At 72.3% G+C, this 21,658-nt stretch carries 19 protein-coding genes; 9 read left to right on the top strand and 10 right to left on the bottom strand.

Annotated elements, in window-relative coordinates; translation table 11 throughout:
* The first annotated feature begins 142 nt into the window (after window positions 1-142).
* Window positions 143-523, top strand: a complete 381-nt coding sequence (locus OG737_RS06130; RefSeq protein WP_328925109.1) for a cupin domain-containing protein — start codon at window positions 143-145, stop codon at window positions 521-523.
* Between the two features lie 10 nt (window positions 524-533).
* The gene (locus tag OG737_RS06125) at window positions 534-1,175 is read left to right on the top strand and encodes a uridine kinase (protein ID WP_328925108.1); all 642 of its coding nucleotides are present in this window, start codon (window positions 534-536) and stop codon (window positions 1,173-1,175) included.
* A gap of 83 nt (window positions 1,176-1,258) precedes the next feature.
* Here the strand turns inward: OG737_RS06125 and OG737_RS06120 are convergent, their stop codons facing one another.
* A complete protein-coding gene (locus tag OG737_RS06120) occupies window positions 1,259-2,173 on the bottom strand; it encodes a PfkB family carbohydrate kinase (protein ID WP_328925107.1) in 915 nt (304 codons plus the stop codon).
* Window positions 2,170-3,114: a pseudouridine-5'-phosphate glycosidase gene (locus OG737_RS06115; protein WP_328925106.1), complete on the bottom strand. Its 945-nt coding sequence runs from the start codon at window positions 3,112-3,114 to the stop codon at window positions 2,170-2,172. The genes OG737_RS06120 and OG737_RS06115 overlap by 4 nt, the downstream gene beginning before the upstream one ends.
* A 178-nt stretch (window positions 3,115-3,292) precedes the next feature.
* Here OG737_RS06115 and OG737_RS06110 point away from each other — a divergent pair, with 178 nt between their 5' ends.
* Window positions 3,293-3,670, top strand: a complete 378-nt coding sequence (locus tag OG737_RS06110) for a cupin domain-containing protein (RefSeq protein ID WP_328925105.1) — start codon at window positions 3,293-3,295, stop codon at window positions 3,668-3,670.
* Here OG737_RS06110 and OG737_RS06105 read toward each other — a convergent pair.
* The 3 genes from OG737_RS06105 to OG737_RS06095 form a co-directional block, all read right to left on the bottom strand.
* A complete protein-coding gene (locus OG737_RS06105; RefSeq protein ID WP_328925104.1) occupies window positions 3,660-4,955 on the bottom strand; it encodes an MFS transporter in 1,296 nt (431 codons plus the stop codon). The two genes, OG737_RS06110 and OG737_RS06105, sit on opposite strands and share 11 nt — an antisense overlap.
* Window positions 4,956-5,117: 162 nt before the next feature.
* The gene (locus OG737_RS06100) at window positions 5,118-5,681 is read right to left on the bottom strand and encodes a methylated-DNA--[protein]-cysteine S-methyltransferase (protein WP_328925103.1); all 564 of its coding nucleotides are present in this window, start codon (window positions 5,679-5,681) and stop codon (window positions 5,118-5,120) included.
* Between the two features lie 149 nt (window positions 5,682-5,830).
* Window positions 5,831-6,736 (bottom strand): glycerophosphodiester phosphodiesterase family protein, encoded by a 906-nt coding sequence (locus tag OG737_RS06095; protein ID WP_328925102.1) that lies wholly within the window; start codon window positions 6,734-6,736, stop codon window positions 5,831-5,833.
* A 280-nt stretch (window positions 6,737-7,016) separates the two neighbouring features.
* Between OG737_RS06095 and uvrB the strand changes: the two genes are divergently transcribed.
* The 4 genes from uvrB (at window position 7,017) to OG737_RS06075 (ending at window position 13,144) form a co-directional block, all read left to right on the top strand.
* Window positions 7,017-9,170, top strand: a complete 2,154-nt coding sequence (gene uvrB, locus OG737_RS06090) for an excinuclease ABC subunit UvrB (protein ID WP_328925101.1) — start codon at window positions 7,017-7,019, stop codon at window positions 9,168-9,170.
* An 88-nt stretch (window positions 9,171-9,258) separates the two neighbouring features.
* Complete coding sequence (locus tag OG737_RS06085; RefSeq protein WP_328925100.1) at window positions 9,259-9,837, top strand: TerD family protein; 579 nt, start codon at window positions 9,259-9,261, stop codon at window positions 9,835-9,837.
* Window positions 9,838-9,894: 57 nt separating this feature from the next.
* Window positions 9,895-11,889, top strand: a complete 1,995-nt coding sequence (locus OG737_RS06080) for a TerD family protein (protein WP_328925099.1) — start codon at window positions 9,895-9,897, stop codon at window positions 11,887-11,889.
* A 271-nt stretch (window positions 11,890-12,160) separates the two neighbouring features.
* Window positions 12,161-13,144 carry a TerC/Alx family metal homeostasis membrane protein gene (locus OG737_RS06075; protein ID WP_328925098.1) on the top strand — a complete coding sequence of 328 codons (984 nt, stop codon included), beginning with the start codon at window positions 12,161-12,163 and terminating at the stop codon, window positions 13,142-13,144.
* A 14-nt stretch (window positions 13,145-13,158) separates the two neighbouring features.
* Here OG737_RS06075 and OG737_RS06070 read toward each other — a convergent pair whose 3' ends face one another.
* The 3 genes from OG737_RS06070 to OG737_RS06060 form a co-directional block, all read right to left on the bottom strand.
* Complete coding sequence (locus tag OG737_RS06070) at window positions 13,159-14,478, bottom strand: MFS transporter (protein ID WP_328925097.1); 1,320 nt, start codon at window positions 14,476-14,478, stop codon at window positions 13,159-13,161.
* Between the two features lie 209 nt (window positions 14,479-14,687).
* Window positions 14,688-15,344, bottom strand: coding sequence for an MBL fold metallo-hydrolase (locus tag OG737_RS06065; protein ID WP_405921260.1), 657 nt, complete (start codon window positions 15,342-15,344; stop codon window positions 14,688-14,690).
* A gap of 9 nt (window positions 15,345-15,353) precedes the next feature.
* Window positions 15,354-16,043, bottom strand: coding sequence for a maleylpyruvate isomerase family mycothiol-dependent enzyme (locus OG737_RS06060; protein WP_328925095.1), 690 nt, complete (start codon window positions 16,041-16,043; stop codon window positions 15,354-15,356).
* A gap of 189 nt (window positions 16,044-16,232) precedes the next feature.
* On the opposite strand from OG737_RS06060, the gene uvrA reads away from it, so the two are divergent.
* Entirely contained in the window at window positions 16,233-19,223 is a 2,991-nt protein-coding gene (uvrA, locus tag OG737_RS06055; protein WP_405921259.1) for an excinuclease ABC subunit UvrA, read from the top strand.
* Between the two features lie 123 nt (window positions 19,224-19,346).
* Here uvrA and OG737_RS06050 read toward each other — a convergent pair whose 3' ends face one another.
* Window positions 19,347-19,997, bottom strand: a complete 651-nt coding sequence (locus OG737_RS06050; RefSeq protein WP_328925093.1) for an NAD(P)H-binding protein — start codon at window positions 19,995-19,997, stop codon at window positions 19,347-19,349.
* 78 nt (window positions 19,998-20,075) lie between these two features.
* On the opposite strand from OG737_RS06050, the gene OG737_RS06045 reads away from it, so the two are divergent.
* Window positions 20,076-20,717, top strand: coding sequence for a TetR/AcrR family transcriptional regulator (locus OG737_RS06045; RefSeq protein ID WP_405921258.1), 642 nt, complete (start codon window positions 20,076-20,078; stop codon window positions 20,715-20,717).
* A gap of 25 nt (window positions 20,718-20,742) precedes the next feature.
* On the opposite strand, the gene OG737_RS06040 is transcribed toward OG737_RS06045, so the two are convergent.
* Window positions 20,743-21,618, bottom strand: a complete 876-nt coding sequence (locus tag OG737_RS06040; protein ID WP_328925091.1) for a carbohydrate kinase — start codon at window positions 21,616-21,618, stop codon at window positions 20,743-20,745.
* Window positions 21,619-21,658 lie beyond the last annotated feature (40 nt).

Here is a 21,658-nt window from a genome sequence, read left to right as displayed (position 1 = left end):
GTGTGATACCGCCGCCGGGACCTCCTATCACCTGGTGCGGAAAGGTGGTTGATGTTCGATCATCTCTTCCTCGATGACCTGCGGTCCTTTTACCGTGGGCCCGGGTCGACGACGGCCGGTCCACCGAGGAGGACACGTGTACATGGTTGGGCAGAAGACGATGACGATCCGGCCGGCGAGGGCGCGCACGGCAGGGGGCCCCGAGGCGCGGGAGGTCGTCATCCCTCCGGGCGGCTGCACCGGCTGGCACTACCACCGGGTGCGGCTGAACGCCGTCGTGCTCACGGGGACGCTGACCCGCGTCCTGCACGACCGCTCGGTCGTGGTGCACCGTGCCGGGACCGCCTTCGTGGAGCCCGCGGGCATAGGGCACATCCACCTGGGCCACAACCTCGGCAGTGAACCGGTCGTGATCCACGTGACCCCGGCGCTTCCCGCGGGGACCGCCCTGACCCCGTTCTCCATACCCGCCCCGGCGCCGGCCGGGATCCCCCCGGCCGTCTGCCGGGAGCACGCCGCGTGACAATGGGCCGGTGCAGCTGGAAGCGATCACATGGCAGCGGATGGCCGAGCGGCTCGCCGGTCACCTCGACGACCGCGACACCGGCCAGGACGGCCGGCAGCGGGTGGGCATCGACGGAGCGCCGGCCGCCGGGACCGGCGTGCTCGCCGGACACCTCGCCGAGGCGCTGCGGCTGCGCGGACGGGCGGTCCTGGTGGTACCGGCCGAGGGCTTCCTGCGGCCGGCCTCCCTCCGCTTCGAGTTCGGCCGCCAGGACGTGGACGCGTACCTCGGCGGCTGGTACGACACGGCCGCGCTCTGGCGGGAGGTGTTCGGCCCGACCGACCCCGGCGGGACGGGGCGGGTGCTGCCCGATCTGTGGGACCCGGTGACCGACCGGGCGACGCGCAGCCCGTACGTCGAACTCCCGCCCGGCGGCGTGGTGATCGTGCACGGACCGCTGCTGCTGGGCCACTGGTTCCCCTTCGACCTGAGTGTCCACGTCCGGCTCTCCCCGGGCGCGCTCGCCCGCCGCACCGAGGAGTCCGCACGCTGGACCCTCCCGGCCTTCGCCCGCTACGAGGCCGAGACCGACCCGGCGGCGCAGGCCGACGCGCTGGTCAGGGCCGACGACCCCCGCCACCCGGCATGGACGGACATCCGCGACCGCTGACGGGCCGCGGGCCACGGCATCCGCCAGGGCATCCGCCACGGCGGCCCTGGCAACGGCCGGGGCATCCGCCACCGCGGTCCGGGCTACGGCCTTCCGCCCAGCCGGGAGACCGCCAGCGCGGCGGTACGGCAGCCCGCCCGCGCCGCCTCCACCGGATCCGCCCCCGCCAGCCGTGCCGCCAGGAACCCCCCGGTGAACGCGTCCCCCGCCCCCGTGGAGTCCACCGCCTCGGCCGGTTCCGCCCTGACCTCGGCGGTGATCCGGCCCCGCTCGGCGACCAGAGCCCCGGCCGCCCCCCGGGTCACCACCACCAGCGGAACCCGGCGGCTCAGCCGCGCCGCCGCCCGGGCCACCCCGTCCGGCTCCGGCAGCCCGGCCAGCAGCCGTGCCTCGGCCTCGTTGGGCAGCAGTACGTCGGCCCCCGCCACCGCGTCGAGGAACCGCACCGGGCCCAGCCCGGCCAGGAATCCGGCCGAGGCGGGATCCACGCTCACCGGCACCCCCCGGGCCCGGGCCGCCCGCAGCGCGACCAGCGCCAGCTCCCGGCTGCTGTCGGCGAAGAACAGGTACCCGGACAGGTGGAGATGGGCCACCCCGTCCAGCAGCGCCGGCGTCCAGTCGGCGGGACACAGCCGAAGCGCGGCCCCGCTGTCGGTCAGGAAGGTCCGCTCCGCGTCCTTGCCCACCAGCGCGACCACCGTCCCGGTCGGCTCCTCCCGGTCGATCACCAGCCGCGGCCGCACCCCCGCGTCCACCAGGGCCCGCTCGTGCCACCGCGCCGACTCGGCGCCCACCCGCGCCAGGAGCCGTACCTCCACGGCCCCGGTGACGGCCGCCCAGCAGGCGGCGTTGGCCCCTGCGCCACCGGGCAGGGTCCGGATCCGGGCGGCCGTGTCGGTGGCCGGAGCCAGCGGTTCGGGATGCATCGCCACGACATCGGTCACCACGTCCCCGACGATCAGCAGCGCCCCCGGGACGGCCGGTCCCGACGTGGTCATGCCCGGGCCGCCCAGGCCCCCGCGATCCTGGCCCCGAGCCGCACGTTGCCCCGTACCGCCGCCAGGTTCGCCTCCAGCGAGGCCCCGGCCGTCGCCCGTACCAGGAACCCCAGCAGGAACGGCGTCACCGCCTGCCCCGTGATCCCGCGCTCGCGGCACTCGGCGAGCGCCTCGGCCAGCACCCGGTCGTGCAGCTCCGGATCCAGCTGCTCCGCCTCCGCCACCGGATTGGCCACCAGCAGCGCCGACTCCACGCCTCCCAGGGCGTCCTGGGCGGTCATCACCGCCGCGACCTCGTCCGGCCCTTCCACGGTCCAGTCCACCGGCTCGCCGGAATCCGCCAGGTAGAAGCCGGGGAACCGCCGGGTCCGGTACCCCAGCACCCCCACCCCCAGCGTCTCCAGCCGCTGCAGGGTGGCCGGCACGTCCAGGATCGACTTCACGCCCGCGCACACGACCGTGATCCGCGTCCGCGCCAGCAGCGACAGGTCCGCCGACTCGTCCTGCGTCTGCGCCCACTCGCGGTGCACGCCGCCCAGCCCGCCCGTGGCGAAGACCCGAAGTCCCGCCCGGGCCGCCAGGAAGGCGGTCGCGGACACCGTCGTCGCCCCCGTGGCCCCCGCCGCGAGCGCGGGCGCCAGGTCCCGGTGGCCGAGCTTGCGTACGCCCTCGCCGCCCGCGATCCGCTCCAGCTGGTCCTTGTCCAGGCCCGCGTGGGCCACCCCGTCCACGACCGCGATCGTCGCCGGAACCGCGCCCTCCGAACGGACCAGCGCCTCCAGTTCGAGCCCCACCGCCAGATTGCGGGGACGCGGCAGGCCGTGCGCGATGATCGTTGACTCCAGGGCCACGACGGGCCGGTGCCGGGCGAGCGCCTCGCGTACCTCTTCCGACAGGACCGGTCCGCCGGAGTGGGATGCAGTTGCTGTGTGCAGTGACATGTCCCCATCCATGGCACGGGATCCGCGCCCCCAAACGCGCTCCCGTCCCACCCGTCACAACCTGTCCGAGTACCGTTCCCCCGGCGGCCTGACTGGACAGGGTGCCCCGTAGCGCCGGCGGTTCCTGGACGCTCTGGCCGCCGCGCCGCGCGGCCGGGCCGGATTAGGCTGGCGCGCCATGAGCACCAGCGATCACTCCGCACCCTCCGCAGCCCCCGCCTCCTTCGCCGTCTCCGTACCGGACGTCGAACTGGAGGCCGAAGACCTCGACTCCGGGCAGATCGTCTCCGGCGAGCCCGTCGTGACGGGCAAGGTGCTCTGGGAGTCGCCGGACGGCAGGCAGCTGCGCGGGATCTGGCAGATCACCCCCGGCGTGGTCACCGACACCGAGGCCGACGAGCTGTTCGTCGTGGTCAGCGGCCGCGCCACCATCGAGGTCGAGGGTGGAGAGACCCTGGAGGTGGGCCCCGGCTCCGCCTGCGTGCTCCGGGAGGGCGACAAGACCACCTGGACCGTGCACGAGACGCTCCGCAAGGCCTACCACATCAGCTGCTGACGCCCTTCGCGGAAGCGGGGTGGCGGCGCGCGGTGAACAGCGCGAGCGCCGCCATCGGCAGCAGCAGGCAGGCTCCGATGGCGTTCAGCCAGCCGTAGCTCGCCTGGGACATGACCAGGCCGGCGGCGGCGCCGCCGACGCCCGCGGCCGTGTTCATCGTCAGGTCGCTCAGGCCCTGTACGGCGGCCCGCGCGGGCTGCGGCACCGAGTCCGTCAGCAGCGCCGAGCCGGACACCATCCCGGCGGACCAGCCGAGGCCGAGCAGGAACAGGCCGGCCGCGGTCTGGCCGTGGTGCGGCCCGGCCGTGCCGGCGAGCAGGGCGGCGACCGAGAGCAGCCCGGCCGCCAGGCCGATCACGGACAGCCGGCCGATCCGGTCCGCGAGCCACCCCATCACGGGGGAGAAGGCGAACATGCCCGCGATGTGACCGCTGATCACCAGGCCGATGAGCTCCAGCCCGGCGCCGTGGTGGCCCAGGTCCATCGGGGTCATCACCATGATCGAGACCATGGTGGTGTGTGACACGGCGACGGTGACGAGGGCGAGCCGGGCCCGCGGGGAGGCCTTGACGGCGGCGATCCCGGCCCGCAGGGAGCGGCCCTCGCGGGTCTGCTCCCCGGCCGTGGCCAGCGCACGGGCGGTCAGCAGCGGGTCCGGGCGCAGGAGTACGCCGATCAGCGTGCCGGTGAGCAGGAAGACGGCGGCGGCCCACACGAAGGGGCCGGCCGTCTCGGGTATGGAGGTCCCGGCGAAGCTGCGGCTGGCCGGGGCGGACAGGTTGGGGCCGAGCACCGCGCCGATGGTGGACGCCCACACGACGACGGAGATCGCCCGGGCCCGGCGGTCCGGGGCGGCCAGGTCGGCGGCGGCGAACCGGGCCTGCAGGTTGGCGGAGGAGGCGGCGCCGAAGGCGGCCATGCCGAGCATCAGCAGCGGGAAGCTCTTGACGGTGGCGGCGAGGACGACGAGCAGGGCGCCGGTCGCGCCGATCGCGTACGCGAGGACGAGCCCCGGGCGGCGGCCGCGGGCGGTCATCAGGGCGGCGAGCGGCAGGGAGACCAGGGCCGTACCGATCACCGCGGCGGTGGAGGCGAGGCCGGACAGGGCCTCGGTGCCGCTGACCTCGGTCGCGAGTACGGGGGCCAGGGCGATGCTGATGGGCACGCCGAGCCCGCCGAGAGCCTGGCTCGCGATGAGCACGCCGGTGGTACGGCGCTGCAGCCGGGCCAGCTCCGGGCCGGTGGCCGCGACTGTGGGCCGGTCCGTGCCGGGCGAGGCGGTCACGCCGTCCACCCCCTTCGCGAGGACGGGTGCGGGGCGCGGGCGGACGCGGTGGGACCGGGTGCGGCGGCAGGAGTAGTCACCGCGGAAGTGTGACACCCCTTACCGCGCGGCGGAACCGGGTATCCGGGGTCCGGAGTACGGATACCGGCGCGGCGCTGACGCTCAGAACAGCGGCTGCGGGAGCACGCCCTCCAGCGCGAGCAGCTGCCGCTTCGTCTCGACCCCGCCGCCGAAGCCCCCGATGCCCCCGTCGTTCTCCACGACCCGGTGGCAGGCCACGACCAGCGGCAGCGGGTTCGAACCCATGGCGTTGCCCACGGCCTGCGCGGCGCCGGGCTGGCCGACGCGGGCGGCCAGTTCCCCGTAGCCGACGACCGCTCCGTACGGCACGGAACGGTCCAGCTCCTGGAGCACCTGCCGGTTGAAGCCGGAGCTGAGGCGCCAGTCCAGCGGCAGCTCGAAGCGACGCAGCGAACCGGAGAAGTACGCGGCGAGCTGGCGCACGGGCTCGGCCAGCAGCACCTCCTCGCCCGGTGCGGGCCGCCAGGCGTCGGCGCCGAGCCGGGAGACGAGCGAACCGATCATGGCGTCGACCCGGTCCGGCCCGGCATGGAACTCGACCCGGACCAGACCCTCAGGTGTCGCGGCCAGGAGCAGAGGTCCGATGTCGCTGGCGACGACGGTCCATTCGAGGCGCGGCCCGCGGGGCCGCTCGGTGCTGTCCACGCGTCCACGGTACGGCGCCCCGCCGACAGCGCCGACAGCGCCGACAGCGCCGACAGCGCCGACAGCGCCGACAGCGCCGACAGCGCCGACAGCGCCGACAGCACCGACGGCGCCGGCGACGCTCGCGGCACCGCCCGTGCGGGCCCGGCTCAGTAGCCGCCCACCGCCTCCTGGACGACATCCGGGGCGTTGGTGATGATCCCGTCCACGCCCATCGCCTGGACCTTCCGGGCGGTCGCGGCGTCGTCCACGATCCAGGTGTCCACCTCCATGGCCTTGCCGTGGGCTCCCAGCAGGCCGTGCACCGCCGAGACCCAGTCGGCCGAGATCGTGGTGTGCCACGGGTTGATCCGGTCGGTGAACTGGGCGTACCGCGGCAGGTCCGCCACCGCCGGGGTGCCCAGGAAGGCCGTCACGAGGTCCGGGCGCAGGCCGTGCACGATGCGGACGCTGTCCGCGCTGAAGCTCTGCACCACCAGGCGCTGCGTCACGTGGCGCCGGTCGAGCCAGCCGGCCTCGTCCAGTACCTTCAGGGTCTGCTCCTCGATCCCGGGGTAGAGCTCCGGCTTCTTGATCTCCAGCAGCAGCCGCTGCTGGTTGCGCGATACCCGGTCGAGGTACTCGCGCAGGGTCGGCACCCGGGCGCCCCAGTACTCCTCCCCGAACCAGCTGCCCGCGTCCAGCCGGGCGATCTCCGCGGCCGTGAAGTCCTTGACCCGCCACGGCTGGCGGCCGGGGAACACCTGCTCGACGTCGGTGGTCCGGGCCAGGGTGTCGTCGTGGATGACCACCAGCTCGCCGTCCCGGGTGCGCTGCACGTCGTTCTCGACCCATTCGAAGCCCAGCCGCATCGCCAGGTCGATCGAGTCGAGGGTGTTCTCCGGGGCGTACGCCGAGGCCCCCCGGTGGGCGTACACGACGGGTCCTCCCAGCGCCGCCCGGGCGGTCGTGGGGGAGTCGGGGCCGGTGGCGGCGTACGACGCCGTCCCGCCCAGCAGGGTGAGGGTGAAGCCCAGGAATGCGGCGGCGGCCGCGGCGGCGGGTCGGACGTACATGTGCGTTCTCCTCTGGTCGGGAGCCCTGTTCCTGCGTCAGACGGGTGCGGAGCGGCAGACTTTGTGGCGATGCACTTCACAGCGGGGCCTTCACCGCGATCATGGGGTTGAAGATCACGGGGCCGCCACCGAACTACGACAAACGGACCAGAACGTGTGAGGCGGGTCCGGCCGGGCAGCCGTGTACGAGCGCCCCGCGGGCGCGCGCGGACCGGCCCGGACCCGAGCGGATCCGCCCGCGCGTCACCTGAGTGTCAGTGGGGGGTCGTACGGTTGAGTCATGCGGCCCGTATCGAAGATCGAACGCACGGTGGCGCCTTTCGAGGTCGTCAGCCCCTACAAGCCCAGCGGCGACCAGCCGACGGCCATCGCCGAGCTGGAGAAGCGCATCCGTGCAGGTGAGAAGGATGTCGTCCTGCTGGGCGCGACCGGCACAGGCAAGTCGGCGACCACCGCGTGGATGATCGAGAAGCTCCAGCGCCCCACCCTGGTGATGGCGCCGAACAAGACCCTCGCCGCCCAGCTGGCGAACGAGTTCCGGGAGCTCCTGCCGAACAACGCCGTCGAGTACTTCGTCTCGTACTACGACTACTACCAGCCCGAGGCCTACGTTCCGCAGTCGGACACCTACATCGAGAAGGACTCCTCGATCAACGAGGAGGTGGAGCGGCTGCGCCACTCCGCCACCAACTCGCTCCTGACCCGGCGCGACGTCATCGTCGTCGCCTCCGTGTCCTGCATCTACGGCCTCGGCACCCCGCAGGAGTACGTCGACCGGATGGTCTCCCTCAAGGTGGGCGAGGAGATCGACCGGGACCAGCTCCTGCGCCGCTTCGTCGACATCCAGTACACCCGCAACGACGTGGCGTTCACCCGCGGCACCTTCCGGGTGCGCGGCGACACCATCGAGATCTTCCCGGTCTACGAGGAACTGGCCGTCCGCATCGAGATGTTCGGCGACGAGATCGAGGCCCTGTCCACCCTGCACCCGCTGACCGGCGAGGTCATCAGCGAGGACCGCGAGCTGTACGTGTTCCCCGCCAGCCACTACGTCGCCGGCCCCGAGCGCATGGAGAAGGCGGTCCGCGGCATCGAGGCCGAACTGGCCCAGCGCCTCGCCGAGCTGGAGAAGCAGGGCAAGATGCTGGAGGCCCAGCGGCTGCGCATGCGCACCACGTACGACCTGGAGATGATGCGGCAGATCGGGTCCTGCTCCGGCATCGAGAACTACTCGCTGCACATGGACGACCGCGAGCCGGGCTCCGCGCCCAACACCCTCATCGACTACTTCCCGGAGGACTTCCTCCTCGTCATCGACGAGTCGCACGTCACCGTGCCGCAGATCGGCGCCATGTACGAGGGCGACGCCTCGCGCAAGCGGACCCTGGTCGACCACGGATTCCGGCTGCCGTCCGCGCTCGACAACCGGCCGCTGAAGTGGGAGGAGTTCCAGGAGCGCATCGGGCAGACCGTCTACCTGTCGGCGACCCCCGGCAAGTACGAGCTCTCGCGCGGCGACGGCTTCGTCGAGCAGATCATCCGCCCCACCGGCCTCATCGACCCCGAGGTCGTGGTCAAGCCGACCGAGGGCCAGATCGACGACCTGGTGCACGAGATCCGCGAGCGGGTGGAGAAGGACGAGCGGGTCCTGGTCACCACCCTCACCAAGAAGATGGCCGAGGACCTCACGGACTACTTCCTGGAGCTCGGCATCCAGGTCCGCTACCTGCACAGCGACGTGGACACGCTGCGCCGCATCGAGCTGCTGCGCGAGCTCCGGTCCGGCGAGTTCGACGTCCTGGTCGGCATCAACCTGCTGCGCGAGGGCCTCGACCTGCCCGAGGTCTCGCTGGTGGCGATCCTCGATGCCGACAAGCAGGGCTTCCTGCGCTCGGGTACCTCCCTGATCCAGACCATCGGCCGCGCCGCGCGCAACGTGTCGGGCCAGGTCCACATGTACGCGGACAGCATCACCCCGGCGATGGCGCAGGCGATCGACGAGACCAACCGCCGCCGGGAGAAGCAGGTCGCCTACAACACGGCCAACGGGATCGACCCGCAGCCGCTGCGCAAGAAGATCAACGACATCGTCGCCACCATCGCCCGCGAGGAACTGGACACCGAGCAGCTCCTCGGCACCGGGTACCGACAGGCGGCCGACGGCAAGGGGGCCAAGGCTCCGGTGCCGGCGCTCGGCGGCAAGGCGGCCCAGACCAAGGGCAAGGCGGGCGGCAAGGGCGCGAAGGGCGCGGCCAAGGGCGAGGTGCTCACCGACCGGCCCGCCGCCGAACTGGCCTCGCTCATCGAGCAGATGACCGAGCGGATGCGCGGGGCGGCCGCGGAGTTGCAGTTCGAGGTCGCGGCCCGGATCCGGGACGAGGTCGGCGAGCTGAAGAAGGAGCTGCGACAGATGAAGGAAGCGGGCCTCGCCTGACCCGGGGCCTGTCAGTAGGGTTGGGTCACAGCCGCAGGTACACGCTGCGCCCCCGTTGTCGGGGCGGGCCATGGAGAGGGGACAGCGCGTGACGGTCAACATGACCAAGGGTCAGGCCATCAGTCTGCAGAAGTCGGACGGGGGCACGCTGACCGCGGTCCGGATGGGCCTCGGCTGGCAGGCGGCCAAGCGCCGCGGGCTGTTCGGGTCGCGGACCCAGGAGATCGACCTGGACGCGTCGGCGGTACTCTTCGCCGACAAGCAGCCGGTGGACGTCGTCTTCTTCCGGCACCTGCAGAGCGACGACGGCTCGGTACGGCACACCGGTGACAACCTCGTCGGCGGTGTCGGCCAGGGCGGGGACGACGAGGCGATCCTCGTCGACCTCCAGCGCGTGCCGGTGCACATCGACCAGATCGTCTTCACGGTGAACTCGTTCACCGGCCAGACGTTCCAGGAAGTGCAGAACGCGTTCTGCCGCATCGTCGACGAGACCAACGGCCAGGAACTGGCCCGCTACACCCTCGACGGCGGCGGCCAGTACACGGCGCAGATCATGGCGAAGGTGTCGCGTTCGGGCGCCGGCTGGCAGATGACGGCTCTCGGCAACCCGGCCAACGGCCGTACGTTCCAGGACCTGATGCCGGCGATCCTGCCGCACCTGTAAGACGCAACCGACGCAACAGACGCAACAAGAGAAGAAGGCACGGGGGAGGGCTGCACGATGACGGCCGAACTGGTCCGGGGGCAGAACCACCCCGTGTCCCACAGCCGGGTGGAGATCAGGGTCTCGGCGGGCACACCCGTGCTCGCCCTGGCCTCGCTCTCCGACGAACAGGGCAGGCTCGAAGGCCCCGGGGCACTGGCACACCCGGGCGCCCGGACCCTCCCGGGGGTCCGCGCGCCGGGGGAGCTCGCCGAGCGGCACACCTTCGCCGTCGACCTCGACGCGGTCGCCCCGCAGGTCCACCGGGTCGGCGTACTGCTCGTCCTGCCGCCCGGCGGCCCGGTGCGCTTCGGCGCGGTCCCGTCCTCCTACGTGGCCGTGGCCGACCCGGAGGGCGCCGAGCTCGCCGGATACACCCTGACCGGGCTGGATGCGGAGACGGCCGTCGTGGCCCTGGAGCTGTACCGCCGCCAGGGCGCCTGGAAGGTCCGGGCCGTGGGCCAGGGATACGCCGACGGCCTCGACGCCCTGCTGGCCGACGGCGGACTGGCCGCACCGGAGGCCACCGCGCTCGCCGCCGCCGCACTGGCGACGGCCGCGGGGACCGGGCAGGCGGGCGGCACGCTCTCCAACCGGACGAGCCTGGCCGGTGATCTGCGCGCCCCGCGGACAGCGGCCGGGGCTGCCGCCCAGGCCCCTGCGCCCACTCCCGAGCCCCAAGGCCCGGTCCCCGTCTCCGGGGTTCCCTACGCCGGTACGCCCGGCCCCGCGCCGCACCCCGCCCCGGGCGGCGACACCGCGGACTCCCCGCCCACCATCAGCTACGCCCACCCGCGGCGCCGCCGCGCCAGCACCGAGCCGCCCGAGCCCGCGCCGCAGGCCGCCCCGCCGACGGAGCCCGGGCAGTTCCCGCAGCCCGTCGCCGGGGACGCCAGCGGCTGGTCCATGGAGGAGCGGCTCTACAACCAGGTGTGGGGCATGTTCGAGGACCTGTCCCGCACGGTCGCCGCGTACCGCAGCGCCGTCGACTTCGCCGATTCCCGCATGGACCGCGAGCTCGACGAGGCCCTGTCAGACCCGCGCCACCGCCTCGGAGGCTCCGGGAACGCCGCCCGCGACACCGCCCGGGCGCGCCGCGAGGAGCTCGTCGCCCAGGCCCAGGCCGTCCTCGACCGGGACCTCGCCCAGCTGATCGCCGAGTCGGAGGTCGTCGAGCCCGCGCTGCCGGCCGCGTACGCCCGCTGGGACAACCCCGTCTGGCACGACAGCCGGTCGAACGGGCTGCCCGAGGAGAGCCCGCTGGCCCTGCGCCTGGGCGACCTGCACCTGCCCGAGCGGCCCGATCTGCGCATCCCGATGCTGATGAGGCTCCCGCTGGAGCGCGGCATCTGGATCGACAACGGCCGCACCGGCTCCGAGTCCGCGATGGCCATGGACACCGACCGGCTGCGCCGGGCCGCCATGGACATGGCCGTCGCGCACGCGGCGCGGCTGCTCGCGGTCCACCCCGGCGACCGGTTCGCCGTCCACGTCATCGACGCGGCCGGGGCCGGAGCCGCCTCGCTGGCGCCGCTGGTCCGGGCCGGGGTGCTGGCCGCCCCGCCCGCCGCCGGGGCCGCCGGGGTCACCGAGACCCTGGCGCGGCTGACCCGGCGGGTGGACCTCGTACAGATGGCGGTGCGGGCCGGAGCCCCCGAGGACCTGCCGCCGGACGTGGACACGGCCGACCAGCTGCTCCTCGTGCACGACTTCCCGCACGGCTTCGACGACCGGGCGGTCACCCAGCTGCGCTACCTCGCCGACGAGGGTCCGGCCGTCGGTGTGCACCTGCTGATGGTCGCGGACCGTGACGAGGCCTCGGCCTACGGGCCGCTGCTGGACCCGCTGTGGCGCTCGCTCATGCGGCTGTCGCCGGTGCCGGACAACCACCTCGCCGACCCCTGGGTCCACCACGCCTGGACCTTCGAGCCGGACCTGCCCCCGCAGGGCAGCCGGGTCCTCGAACAGGCACTGGACCGGATCGCGGAGGCCCGCCGGCGCACCCGCCGGTGACGGTCGGCGGCAGGTCGATGACCTGCCACTGACCAGTCCTTGGGATTCTCTTTACCTAAACCGTCTCCGGCGGGTACCCTGGTGAGCGCGGAGGGGAGTATTCCTGCTTTCCTGCTACGGCGTACCCGTCAATACGGACCACTGCGGTTTTCATGAGCGCGGCCGGTCCCGGGGCGCCGGCCCACGGCCTCCAGGCCGTCCGGGTGGAAGAGACCTCCGGCAGCGATGACGCTGACGAAGTGCTGAGCCATCCGCCGGAGGCGTGTTTACCGTGGAAGTTTCCTGGACCCTGTGGGCGCTGACCATCCTTGGTCTGTCCCTCCTCATCGGCGCCGATTTCTTCATCGGCCGCAAACCGCACGACGTATCGATCAAGGAAGCGGGCACCTGGACGGTCGTCTGGATCGTCCTCGCCGGGCTGTTCGGCCTCGGTCTGTGGTTCTTCGGGAACGGCCAGGCCTCCCAGGAGTTCTTCGCGGGCTTCATCACCGAGAAGTCCCTGAGCGTGGACAACCTCTTCGTCTTCGTCCTGATCATGGCGAAGTTCGCGGTGCCCTCCCACCTCCAGCAGCGCGTACTGCTCGTGGGCGTGCTGATCGCCCTGGTCCTGCGCGCGGTCTTCATCGCGGCCGGCGCGGCGATCATCGCCAGCTTCGCCTGGGTCTTCTACATCTTCGGCGCGTTCCTGATCTACACCGCGTGGAAGCTGATCCAGGAGGCACGCAAGGACGAGGAGGAGGACGAGTTCGAGGAGAACCGTCTCCTCAAGTCCGTCGAGAAGAAGTTCGGCGTCGCCGACAGGTACCACGGCACCAAGCTCTTCATCCAGAGCAACGGCAAGCGCGTCCTGACCCCGCTGATGGTCGTCATGCTCGCCATCGGCACCACCGACGTGCTCTTCGCGCTGGACTCGATCCCCGCGATCTTCGGCCTCACCCAGGACCCGTACATCGTCTTCACCGCCAACGCCTTCGCCCTGATGGGTCTGCGCCAGCTGTACTTCCTCATCGGCGGCCTGCTCAAGAAGCTGGTCCACCTCAGCTACGGCCTGTCGGTCATCCTGGGCTTCATCGGCGTCAAGCTGGTGCTGCACGCGCTGCACGAGAACGGGGTGCACGTCCCGGTGATCTCGATCCCGGTCTCCCTGGGCGTCATCTGCGGTGTCCTGGTCATCACCACGATCACCAGCCTGATGGCCTCGAAGAAGCGGGCGGCGGCCGAGGCCGCCGCCCGCCCGGAGAGCATCGACGCGTAAGCGGGCCCGCGGGTCTACACGGGGGCGGCCGCTTCGGCCGCCCCCGTTCCCGTACCCGCCCGCGGGCCCTTCCTGCGGACCCGTACGACCAGCGGATTCGTCTCGGGCAGCAGCGCGAAGCAGGCCAGCGAGACGAGGGCGACCCCGGTCAGGTACACCGCGACCCCCCACGGCGGACCGTTGCCGTCCGCCAGCGCCGTCGCCACGATCGGGGTCAGCGCCCCGCCCAGCACGCCGCCCAGGTTGTAGCCGACGGCCGCGCCCGTACACCGGATGCGCGGCGCGTACAGCTCCGGCAGGTACGCGCCCACGACCGCGAACATCGTCACCATGCCGAACAGCGCCCCGACGAACCCCACCGTCATCAGCAGCGGATCCGCCGTGCGCAGCAGCGCCACGAACGGGAACATCCACAGCGCGCAGGCCGCGCAGCCGATCAGGCACAGGGGGCGCCGTCCGTGGCGGTCGCCGAGCAGCGCCACCAGCGGGGTCGCCAGGCCCTTGAGGGCGACCGCGGCCATGATGCAGGCGAGCATCACCGTGCGGTGCACGCCGAGGTGTTCGGTGGCGTACGCGAGGGACCAGGTGGTGACCGCGTAGAAGACGGCGTACCCCACCGAGAGCGCCCCGCCGGTGAGCAGGAGCAGCCGCCAGTGGTCCCGTACGACCTCTGTCAGCGGGGCCTCGGCCCGGCGGCCGGTCTCGGCGAGCGCGCGGAACTGTGGGGTCTCCTCCACGGAGCTGCGCAGCCACAGGCCGGCCAGTGCCAGCAGCCCGGCCGCCCAGAACGGCACCCGCCAGCCCCAGGCCCGGAACTGCCCGTCGGTCAGGGCGGCGGACAGGGTCAGCATCAGGCCGTTGGCCAGCAGGAACCCCACCGCCGGGCCGATCTGCGGGAAGCTCGCCCACAGGCCGCGCCGCCCCTCGGGGGCGTGTTCGGCGGTCAGCAGTACCGCTCCGCCCCATTCGCCGCCGAGCCCGAGGCCTTGCAGGAAGCGCAGCAGGAGCAGGAGTACCGGGGCGGCCATGCCGATGGAGGCGTACGTCGGCACGCAGCCGACGGCGACGGTGGCGAGACCCGTGAGCAGCAGGGAGGCGAGGAGCACCGGGCGCCGGCCGTAGCGGTCGCCGATGTGGCCGAAGACCGCCGAACCCAGCGGGCGTGCGAGGAAGCCGACGCCGAAGGTGCCGAAGGCGGCGAGGGTCCCGGCGAGCGGGGAGAAGGACGGGAAGAAGAGCGGGCCGAGGACGAGGGCGGCGGCCGTCCCGTAGACGAAGAAGTCGTAGAACTCGATGGCGGTCCCGGCGAGCGAGGCCGAGGCGAGGCGCAGCATCGAGGGGGCGGGCCGGGACTCAGGCGCTGACGCGGGCGCGGACGGGGCCGGAGCCCGTGGCGGGGGTGTGGTGGGAGACGGAGAGAGGGACGGGGAGGGGTCTTGTTGCATGGTGCAGCAAGTACCCCCTCCCCGTCCCTCAGGACGTGTGCTCGGCCATCATCGACCGGAAGGAGTGCACCGCGTACCGAAGTTGACGGATTGCGGGTCTACCAGCCGCGCTCGCGCCACTCCGTGAGGTGCGGACGCTCGGCGCCGAGCGTGGTGTCGTTGCCGTGCCCCGGATACACCCAGGCCTCGTCCGGCAACTGCTCGAAGATCTTGTGCTGGACGTCGTCGATCAGCGTCGCGAAGGCCTTCGGGTCACCCCACGTGTTGCCGACGCCGCCGGGGAAGAGGCAGTCCCCGGTGAAGACGTGCGGGTGTCCGTGCGGGTCGTCGTAGATCAGCGCGATCGAGCCTGGGGTGTGACCGACGAGGTGGCGGGCGGTGAGTTCCACCCGTCCGACGCGCACGGTGTCCCCGTCCGCGACCAGGACGTCGGTCGCCACCGGGATGCCCTCGGCGTCGAGGGCGCCCGCGTAGGTGGCCGCCCCCGTCGCGTCGACCACGGCCTGGAGGGCGCCCCAGTGGTCTCCGTGCTGGTGGGTGGTGACGACCGACGCGATGCCGTCGTCGCCGATCAGGCTCAGCAGTGTGTCCGCGTCCGCGGCCGCGTCGATCAGCAGCTGCTCGTCGGTGGCCCGGCAGCGCAGCAGGTAGGCGTTGTTGTTCATCGGGCCCAGCGCGACCTTGGAAATCATCAGGTCCGCGAGTTCGTGCACGTCGGCCGGACCGCCGACCTTGACCTCTCCGGTGTACGTCATGTCTTGATCCTAGAGCGGGGGGAGCCCGGGGAGCGGGCCACCGCTCGTCGTCAGGGAGGCGCCCTTGTCGCCGCGGCCCGCCAGCCAGGCCAGCAGCCCGGCCGGGGTGCCGGACACGGTGACGGCCGGGTCCCCGGCCGAGCCGGTGCGCCAGCCGCGCCCGTCGCCCGTGGCGAGGGCCGTCGGCGGCACCTCCGGCCGGCCCGACCAGCGGTCGGCGAGGAAGATGATCTCGCGGTCGGTGAACTCGTCCGGGAGATCGGAGAGCTCGTAGCCGATGTTCAGGTCGACGTGGTGCAGCTCGACCTCGACCCAGCGGCGGAAGGGCACGTTCGCGGCGAGATCGGTGACGCCGTTGCGCAGCTCGACGGTGCGGGACCAGTCCTGGTCGGGCTCCGTGGTGGCGAGGAAGCGGGCCCCGGAATCACGGAGGTCCGCCAGCTGTTCTTCCAGGGGTCGGCCCGCATCGCGCTCGATGTCCTGGTCGCGGGCTTCGGCGCTCTCGTACATCGGGCGCCCCTCGAAGACGTTGACGAGGGCGTCCGCGTTGCGCGCGAGGTGGGCCAGGATGTGGCCCCGGCTCCAGCCGGGGAGCAGTGACTCCTCGGCGAGGGCGGCGTTGTCCAGCTTCGCGACCGCGGTCAGGAGCCGTTCGGTCGCTTCACGTACAGATCGCAGGTCGTGCACATGATCAGTCATGAAGCCGAGCCTAGTGGTCGCGGGCCCGCGGCCACACGATCGGGTGAAGCGGTTGGCGTAGTGCCGTAAATCGAATGTGCGTGCTATACGCTCGAAGTCCGGACAGCAAGTCCATCGCAGAGGCGCCCCCCCATACCCTGGGACGGGGGCCCCGTGCCCCCCGCTCTCTCAAGAAAGGTGCGGACCGGCGTGACCGACCGTCTCATCGTTCGTGGCGCTCGCGAGCACAACCTCAAGAATGTCTCGCTCGACCTGCCCCGCGACTCACTCATCGTCTTCACCGGACTCTCCGGTTCGGGCAAGTCCTCCCTGGCCTTCGACACGATCTTCGCCGAGGGCCAGCGCCGCTACGTCGAGTCGCTCTCGTCCTACGCCCGCCAGTTCCTCGGGCAGATGGACAAGCCCGACGTCGACTTCATCGAGGGCCTCTCCCCGGCCGTCTCCATCGACCAGAAGTCGACCTCGCGCAACCCGCGCTCGACCGTGGGCACCATCACCGAGGTCTACGACTACCTGCGCCTCCTCTTCGCCCGCATCGGGAAGCCGCACTGTCCCGAGTGCCGCAGGCCGATCTCGCGCCAGTCGCCGCAGGCCATCGTCGACAAGGTGCTCGCGCTCCCCGAGGGCAGCCGCTTCCAGGTGCTCTCGCCGCTGGTGCGCGAGCGCAAGGGCGAGTTCGTCGACCTCTTCGCCGATCTGCAGACCAAGGGCTACAGCCGGGCGCGGGTGGACGGGGAGACCATCCAGCTCTCCGAGCCCCCGACGCTGAAGAAGCAGGAGAAGCACACCATCGAGGTGGTCATCGACCGCCTCACCGTCAAGGACAGCGCAAAGCGCCGGCTCACCGACTCGGTGGAGACCGCCCTCGGCCTCTCCGGCGGCATGGTCATCCTGGACTTCGTCGACCTCGCCGAGGACGACCCCGAGCGTGAGCGGATGTACTCCGAGCACCTCTACTGCCCGTACGACGACCTGTCCTTCGAGGAGCTGGAGCCGCGCTCCTTCTCCTTCAACTCGCCGTTCGGCGCCTGCCCCGAGTGCACCGGCATCGGTACGCGCATGGAGGTGGACCCGGAGCTGATCGTTCCGGACGAGGAGAAGTCCCTGGACGAGGGCGCGGTCTCGCCGTGGTCGCTCGGCCACACCAAGGACTACTTCCAGCGACTGGTCGGCGCGCTCGCCGGGGAACTGGGCTTCCGGACCGACATCCCGTGGGCCGGGCTGCCGGTGCGCGCGAAGAAGGCCCTGCTCCACGGGCACAAGACGCAGATCGAGGTCCGCTACCGCAACCGGTACGGGCGGGAGCGGGCGTACACCACGGCCTTCGAGGGCGCCGTGCCCTTCGTCAAGCGGCGGCACTCGGAGTCCGAGAGCGACGCCAGCCGCGAGCGCTTCGAGGGCTACATGCGCGAGGTGCCCTGCCCGACCTGTGAGGGCACCCGCCTCAAGCCGATCGTGCTCGCCGTGACGGTGATGGAGAAGTCCATCGCCGAGGTCGCCGCGATGTCGATCAGCGAGTGCGCGGACTTCCTCGGCCGGATGCGGCTCGACGCCCGCGACAAGAAGATCGCCGAGCGGGTCCTGAAGGAGGTCAACGAGCGGCTCCGCTTCCTCGTCGACGTCGGCCTGGACTACCTCTCGCTGAACCGCGCCGCCGGCACCCTGTCGGGCGGCGAGGCCCAGCGCATCCGCCTCGCGACGCAGATCGGCTCCGGCCTGGTCGGCGTGCTCTACGTGCTGGACGAACCCTCCATCGGCCTGCACCAGCGCGACAACCACCGGCTGATCGAGACGCTGGTGCGGCTGCGGGACATGGGCAACACGCTCATCGTGGTCGAGCACGACGAGGACACCATCAAGGTGGCCGACTGGGTCGTGGACATCGGCCCGGGCGCCGGCGAGCACGGCGGCAAGGTGGTGCACAGCGGTTCGCTGAAGGAGCTGCTGAAGAACACCGACTCGATGACCGGGCAGTACCTGTCCGGCAAGCGGTCCATCGCGATCCCGGACGTACGCCGTCCCGTGAACGGTGAGCGGAAGCTGACCGTGCACGGGGCCAAGGAGAACAACCTCCAGGACATCGACGTCGCCTTCCCGCTCGGCGTGCTCACGGCCGTCACGGGTGTGTCGGGCTCGGGCAAGTCGACCCTGGTCAACGACATCCTCTACACGCACCTGGCGCGCGAGCTCAACGGCGCCCGGTCGGTGCCGGGACGGCACACCCGGGTGGACGGCGACGACCTCGTCGACAAGGTCGTGCACGTCGACCAGTCGCCGATCGGCCGGACGCCGCGCTCCAACCCGGCGACGTACACGGGTGTCTTCGACCACGTGCGCAAGCTGTTCGCGGAGACGATGGAGGCGAAGGTGCGCGGCTACCTGCCGGGCCGCTTCTCCTTCAACGTGAAGGGCGGCCGGTGCGAGAACTGCTCCGGCGACGGCACGATCAAGATCGAGATGAACTTCCTGCCGGACGTCTACGTCCCGTGCGAGGTCTGCCACGGCGACCGGTACAACCGGGAGACGCTGGAGGTCCACTACAAGGGCAAGTCCATCGCGGAAGTCCTCAACATGCCGATCGAGGAGGCGCTGGACTTCTTCGAGGCGGTGCCGACGATCGCACGCCACCTGAAAACGCTGAATGAGGTCGGGCTGGGCTACGTCCGCCTCGGCCAGTCCGCGCCGACGCTGTCGGGTGGCGAGGCGCAGCGCGTGAAGCTGGCCTCGGAGCTCCAGAAGCGGTCGACGGGCCGGACGGTGTACGTGCTGGACGAGCCGACGACGGGTCTGCACTTCGAGGACATCTCGAAGCTGATCAAGGTGCTGTCGGGGCTGGTGGACAAGGGGAACTCGGTGATCGTCATCGAGCACAACCTGGACGTCATCAAGACCGCGGACTGGGTCATCGACATGGGCCCGGAAGGCGGATACGGCGGTGGCCTGGTGGTGGCCGAGGGCACGCCGGAGCAGGTCGCGTCGGTGGGCGCGAGCCACACGGGCAAGTTCCTGCGGGACATCCTGGGGGCGGACCGCGTCTCCGACGCGGTGGTGCCCCCGGCGAGGGCCGCGGCGAAGAAGGCCCCGGCGAAGAAGGCCCCGGCCAAGAAGGCGGCCACGGCCGCTGCCGCGAAGAAGGCGGCCCCGGCCAAGAAGACGGCGGCGCGGGCCCGCAAGGCGTAGCCGCTGCGCTGAGCGCGGCGGGAGGGGCTCGGCCGGCCGGCCGGGCCCCTCTGCGTCTGCGGCGCCGTTGCGGGGGCTGCCGCGGGCTCTTGGGCGGAGCCCCGCCAGCGGGGCCGGGCGGCCCTACGACGCCACGCCCACCGCGTGGCCGGCGGTGGCCGGGTCCGTCAGGCTCGCCAGCAGGGCGTCCGCGACGTCCGCGCGGGGGATGACCCGGCCGCCCCGCACGTTGCCGTCGATCGCGCGCCGGTACCTCCCGGTGTGGGGCTTGTTCTGGAGCATCGGCGGGCGGATGACCGTCCATTGCGTACCGCTCGCCCCCATCGCCGCCTCCATGTCCGCGAGGTCCGCGTACACGTCCCGCAGCAGCCTGCGCAGCAGCGGGTAGACCACGGCCCGGGTGAACACCCCCTCGCCGTCCGGTAGCCGGCCGACCGGAGCGGCGCTGACGGCGGACAGCCGCCGCACGCCCGCCCGGTCCATGGCCGAGGTGATCGCGTCGAGGGCCGGGCCCGCGATGGGAGTCTGCTTGGCCTGCTTGTTGGTCGCCGCGCCCAGTGCGGAGACCACCGCGTCCTGGCCGCTCACCACCGGCAGCAGCGCCTCCTGGTCGGTCACGTCGGCCACCGTGGCCACGTGGAGCCGCTCGTGGGCGGGAACGGGCAGGCGGGCCGGGTCGCGGACCACCGCGGTCACCTCGTGCCCCGCGTCGAGTGCCTGCCGGACGACTTCGCGGCCGACGCCGCCCGTGGCACCGAACACCGTGATCTTCATGGATTCCCCCGTGGCCGAAGAGGTGGAGCAGGTGGTGGGTGAGCATTCACTCACCCTCGCTTCGACTAGGGTGAGTGAATGCTCACCTCAAAGTCAAGCCGCCCCACCCCCGAGCGGCTCCTCGACGCCGCCGAGACCCTGATGCGCACCAGTGGACTGGCGAATGCCACCACCAAGGCCATCGCCCGCGAGGCCGGCTGCTCCGAGGCCGCGCTCTACAAGCACTTCGCGAACAAGGAAGAGCTGTTCGTGCGGGTGCTGATGGAGCGCACGCCCAACGCGGGCCCGCTCATGACCGCCCTGCTCGCCGAGCCGGGAGAGGGCGCGGTCGGGCAGGGAGCCGAGGAGGGATCCGAGGGAGGGGTCGAAGAGGGGCTCGCCGCCATCGCCCGGCACGCCTCGCTCTTCTACGCCGACGCGATGCCCATGGCCGCCTCGCTCTTCGCCGACCCCGTCCTGCTCACCCGCCACCGCGAGGGCGTGCGGAAGATCGGCGCCGGGCCGCACGTGATCCTCGACGCCCTGGCCGGGCGGCTGCGGCGCGAGCTCGACGCCGGACGGCTGCGCCCCGACGCCGATCCGCGGGCCGCCGCGTCCCTGCTGCTCGGCGCCTGCTTCCAGCGGGCCTTCTTCCTGCACTTCTCCGGTGCGGACGTGGTCCAGCCGGTGGAGGAGTTCGCCCCCGCCGTGGCCCGGACGGTCTGGGCCGCACTGCGCTGAAGCGCTGCCGCACTGCGCTGAAGCGCTACAGCTCCGCCGCGTACGGCGGCTCCGCGCCCGCCCGCGTGCAGGTCAAGGCCGCCGCGTGCGCGGCGTAGGCCAGCACGTCGGGCCAGTCCACCGCGCGGTCCCGCGCATCTGAGAGCCGGTGCAGCAGAGCGGCGTTGACGGTGTCGCCCGCCCCGATCGTGTCCGCCACCGTGACCCGGCGGGCCGCCACCGAGTGCTCCGCGCCCTCCCGCGTCCAGACCGTCAGCCCCGCCGCGCCCCGGGTCAGGACCACGGCCGACGGCCCCGCCGCCAGCCAGTCGCGGGGCCGGCCCCCCAGCCAGAAGGCGTCCTCCTCCGACAGTTTGAGGACGGACGCGTACGGCAGCAGCCCGGTCAGGAACCGGGCGCGGTAGGCAGCCGGATCCGCGATCAGCGCCGGCCGGATGTTGGGGTCCAGCAGGGTCAGCAGCCCGCGCCGCGACTCCCGGCGCAGCAGGGTCTCGTACGCGCTCGCGCCCGGCTCCAGCACGAGCGAGCAGGTCCCGAGCGCGAGGGCCCGTACGGAGGCCGGGAGGGTGGGCGGCAGGGTGAACAGCCGGTCCGCGGTGCCCTCGACGTAGAAGCCGTACGAGGCCGAGCCGTCCGGGGCCAGCGAGGGCACGGCGAGGGTGGTCGGCTCCGGCCCGCGCTGCACGAGCGACAGGTCCACGCCGGCCGCCCGCAGCCCGGTCAGCAGGTTCTCGCCGAAGCCGTCGGCCGAGACCCGGGAGCAGAAGGCCACCTCGGCGCCGAGGCGGCCGAGCGCGAGAGCGGTGTTGTACGGTCCGCCGCCCGGCCGGGGCAGCAGGGCGCCCGGCGGCCGTGCCACGGGCACCAGGTCGATGAGGGCTTCTCCGCCGACGACGATCACGCGGGGGAAGGTACCCCATCGGACGGCGGTATCGTCGGGT

The sequence above is a fragment of the Streptomyces sp. NBC_00122 genome, assembly GCF_045160845.1.
Lineage (GTDB): Bacteria > Actinomycetota > Actinomycetes > Streptomycetales > Streptomycetaceae > Streptomyces.
The sequence above is the reverse complement of the archived record's forward strand: the minus strand, read 5'-3'. Positions and strand labels throughout refer to the sequence as shown.

What these genes read in the sequence shown, in the direction of transcription:
- OG737_RS06130 (WP_328925109.1), top strand. Translation starts at nt 143, where the DNA reads ATGGTTGGGCAGAAGACGATGACGATCCGGCCGGCGAGGGCGCGCACG.
- OG737_RS06120 (WP_328925107.1), bottom strand. Translation starts at nt 2,173, where the DNA reads ATGACCACGTCGGGACCGGCCGTCCCGGGGGCGCTGCTGATCGTCGGG.
- OG737_RS06115 (WP_328925106.1), bottom strand. Translation starts at nt 3,114, where the DNA reads ATGTCACTGCACACAGCAACTGCATCCCACTCCGGCGGACCGGTCCTG.
- OG737_RS06110 (WP_328925105.1), top strand. Translation starts at nt 3,293, where the DNA reads ATGAGCACCAGCGATCACTCCGCACCCTCCGCAGCCCCCGCCTCCTTC.
- OG737_RS06095 (WP_328925102.1), bottom strand. Translation starts at nt 6,736, where the DNA reads ATGTACGTCCGACCCGCCGCCGCGGCCGCCGCCGCATTCCTGGGCTTC.
- uvrB (WP_328925101.1), top strand. Translation starts at nt 7,017, where the DNA reads ATGCGGCCCGTATCGAAGATCGAACGCACGGTGGCGCCTTTCGAGGTC.
- OG737_RS06080 (WP_328925099.1), top strand. Translation starts at nt 9,895, where the DNA reads ATGACGGCCGAACTGGTCCGGGGGCAGAACCACCCCGTGTCCCACAGC.
- OG737_RS06070 (WP_328925097.1), bottom strand. Translation starts at nt 14,478, where the DNA reads ATGCTGCGCCTCGCCTCGGCCTCGCTCGCCGGGACCGCCATCGAGTTC.
- OG737_RS06065 (WP_405921260.1), bottom strand. Translation starts at nt 15,344, where the DNA reads ATGACGTACACCGGAGAGGTCAAGGTCGGCGGTCCGGCCGACGTGCAC.
- OG737_RS06060 (WP_328925095.1), bottom strand. Translation starts at nt 16,043, where the DNA reads ATGACTGATCATGTGCACGACCTGCGATCTGTACGTGAAGCGACCGAA.
- OG737_RS06050 (WP_328925093.1), bottom strand. Translation starts at nt 19,997, where the DNA reads ATGAAGATCACGGTGTTCGGTGCCACGGGCGGCGTCGGCCGCGAAGTC.
- OG737_RS06045 (WP_405921258.1), top strand. Translation starts at nt 20,076, where the DNA reads ATGCTCACCTCAAAGTCAAGCCGCCCCACCCCCGAGCGGCTCCTCGAC.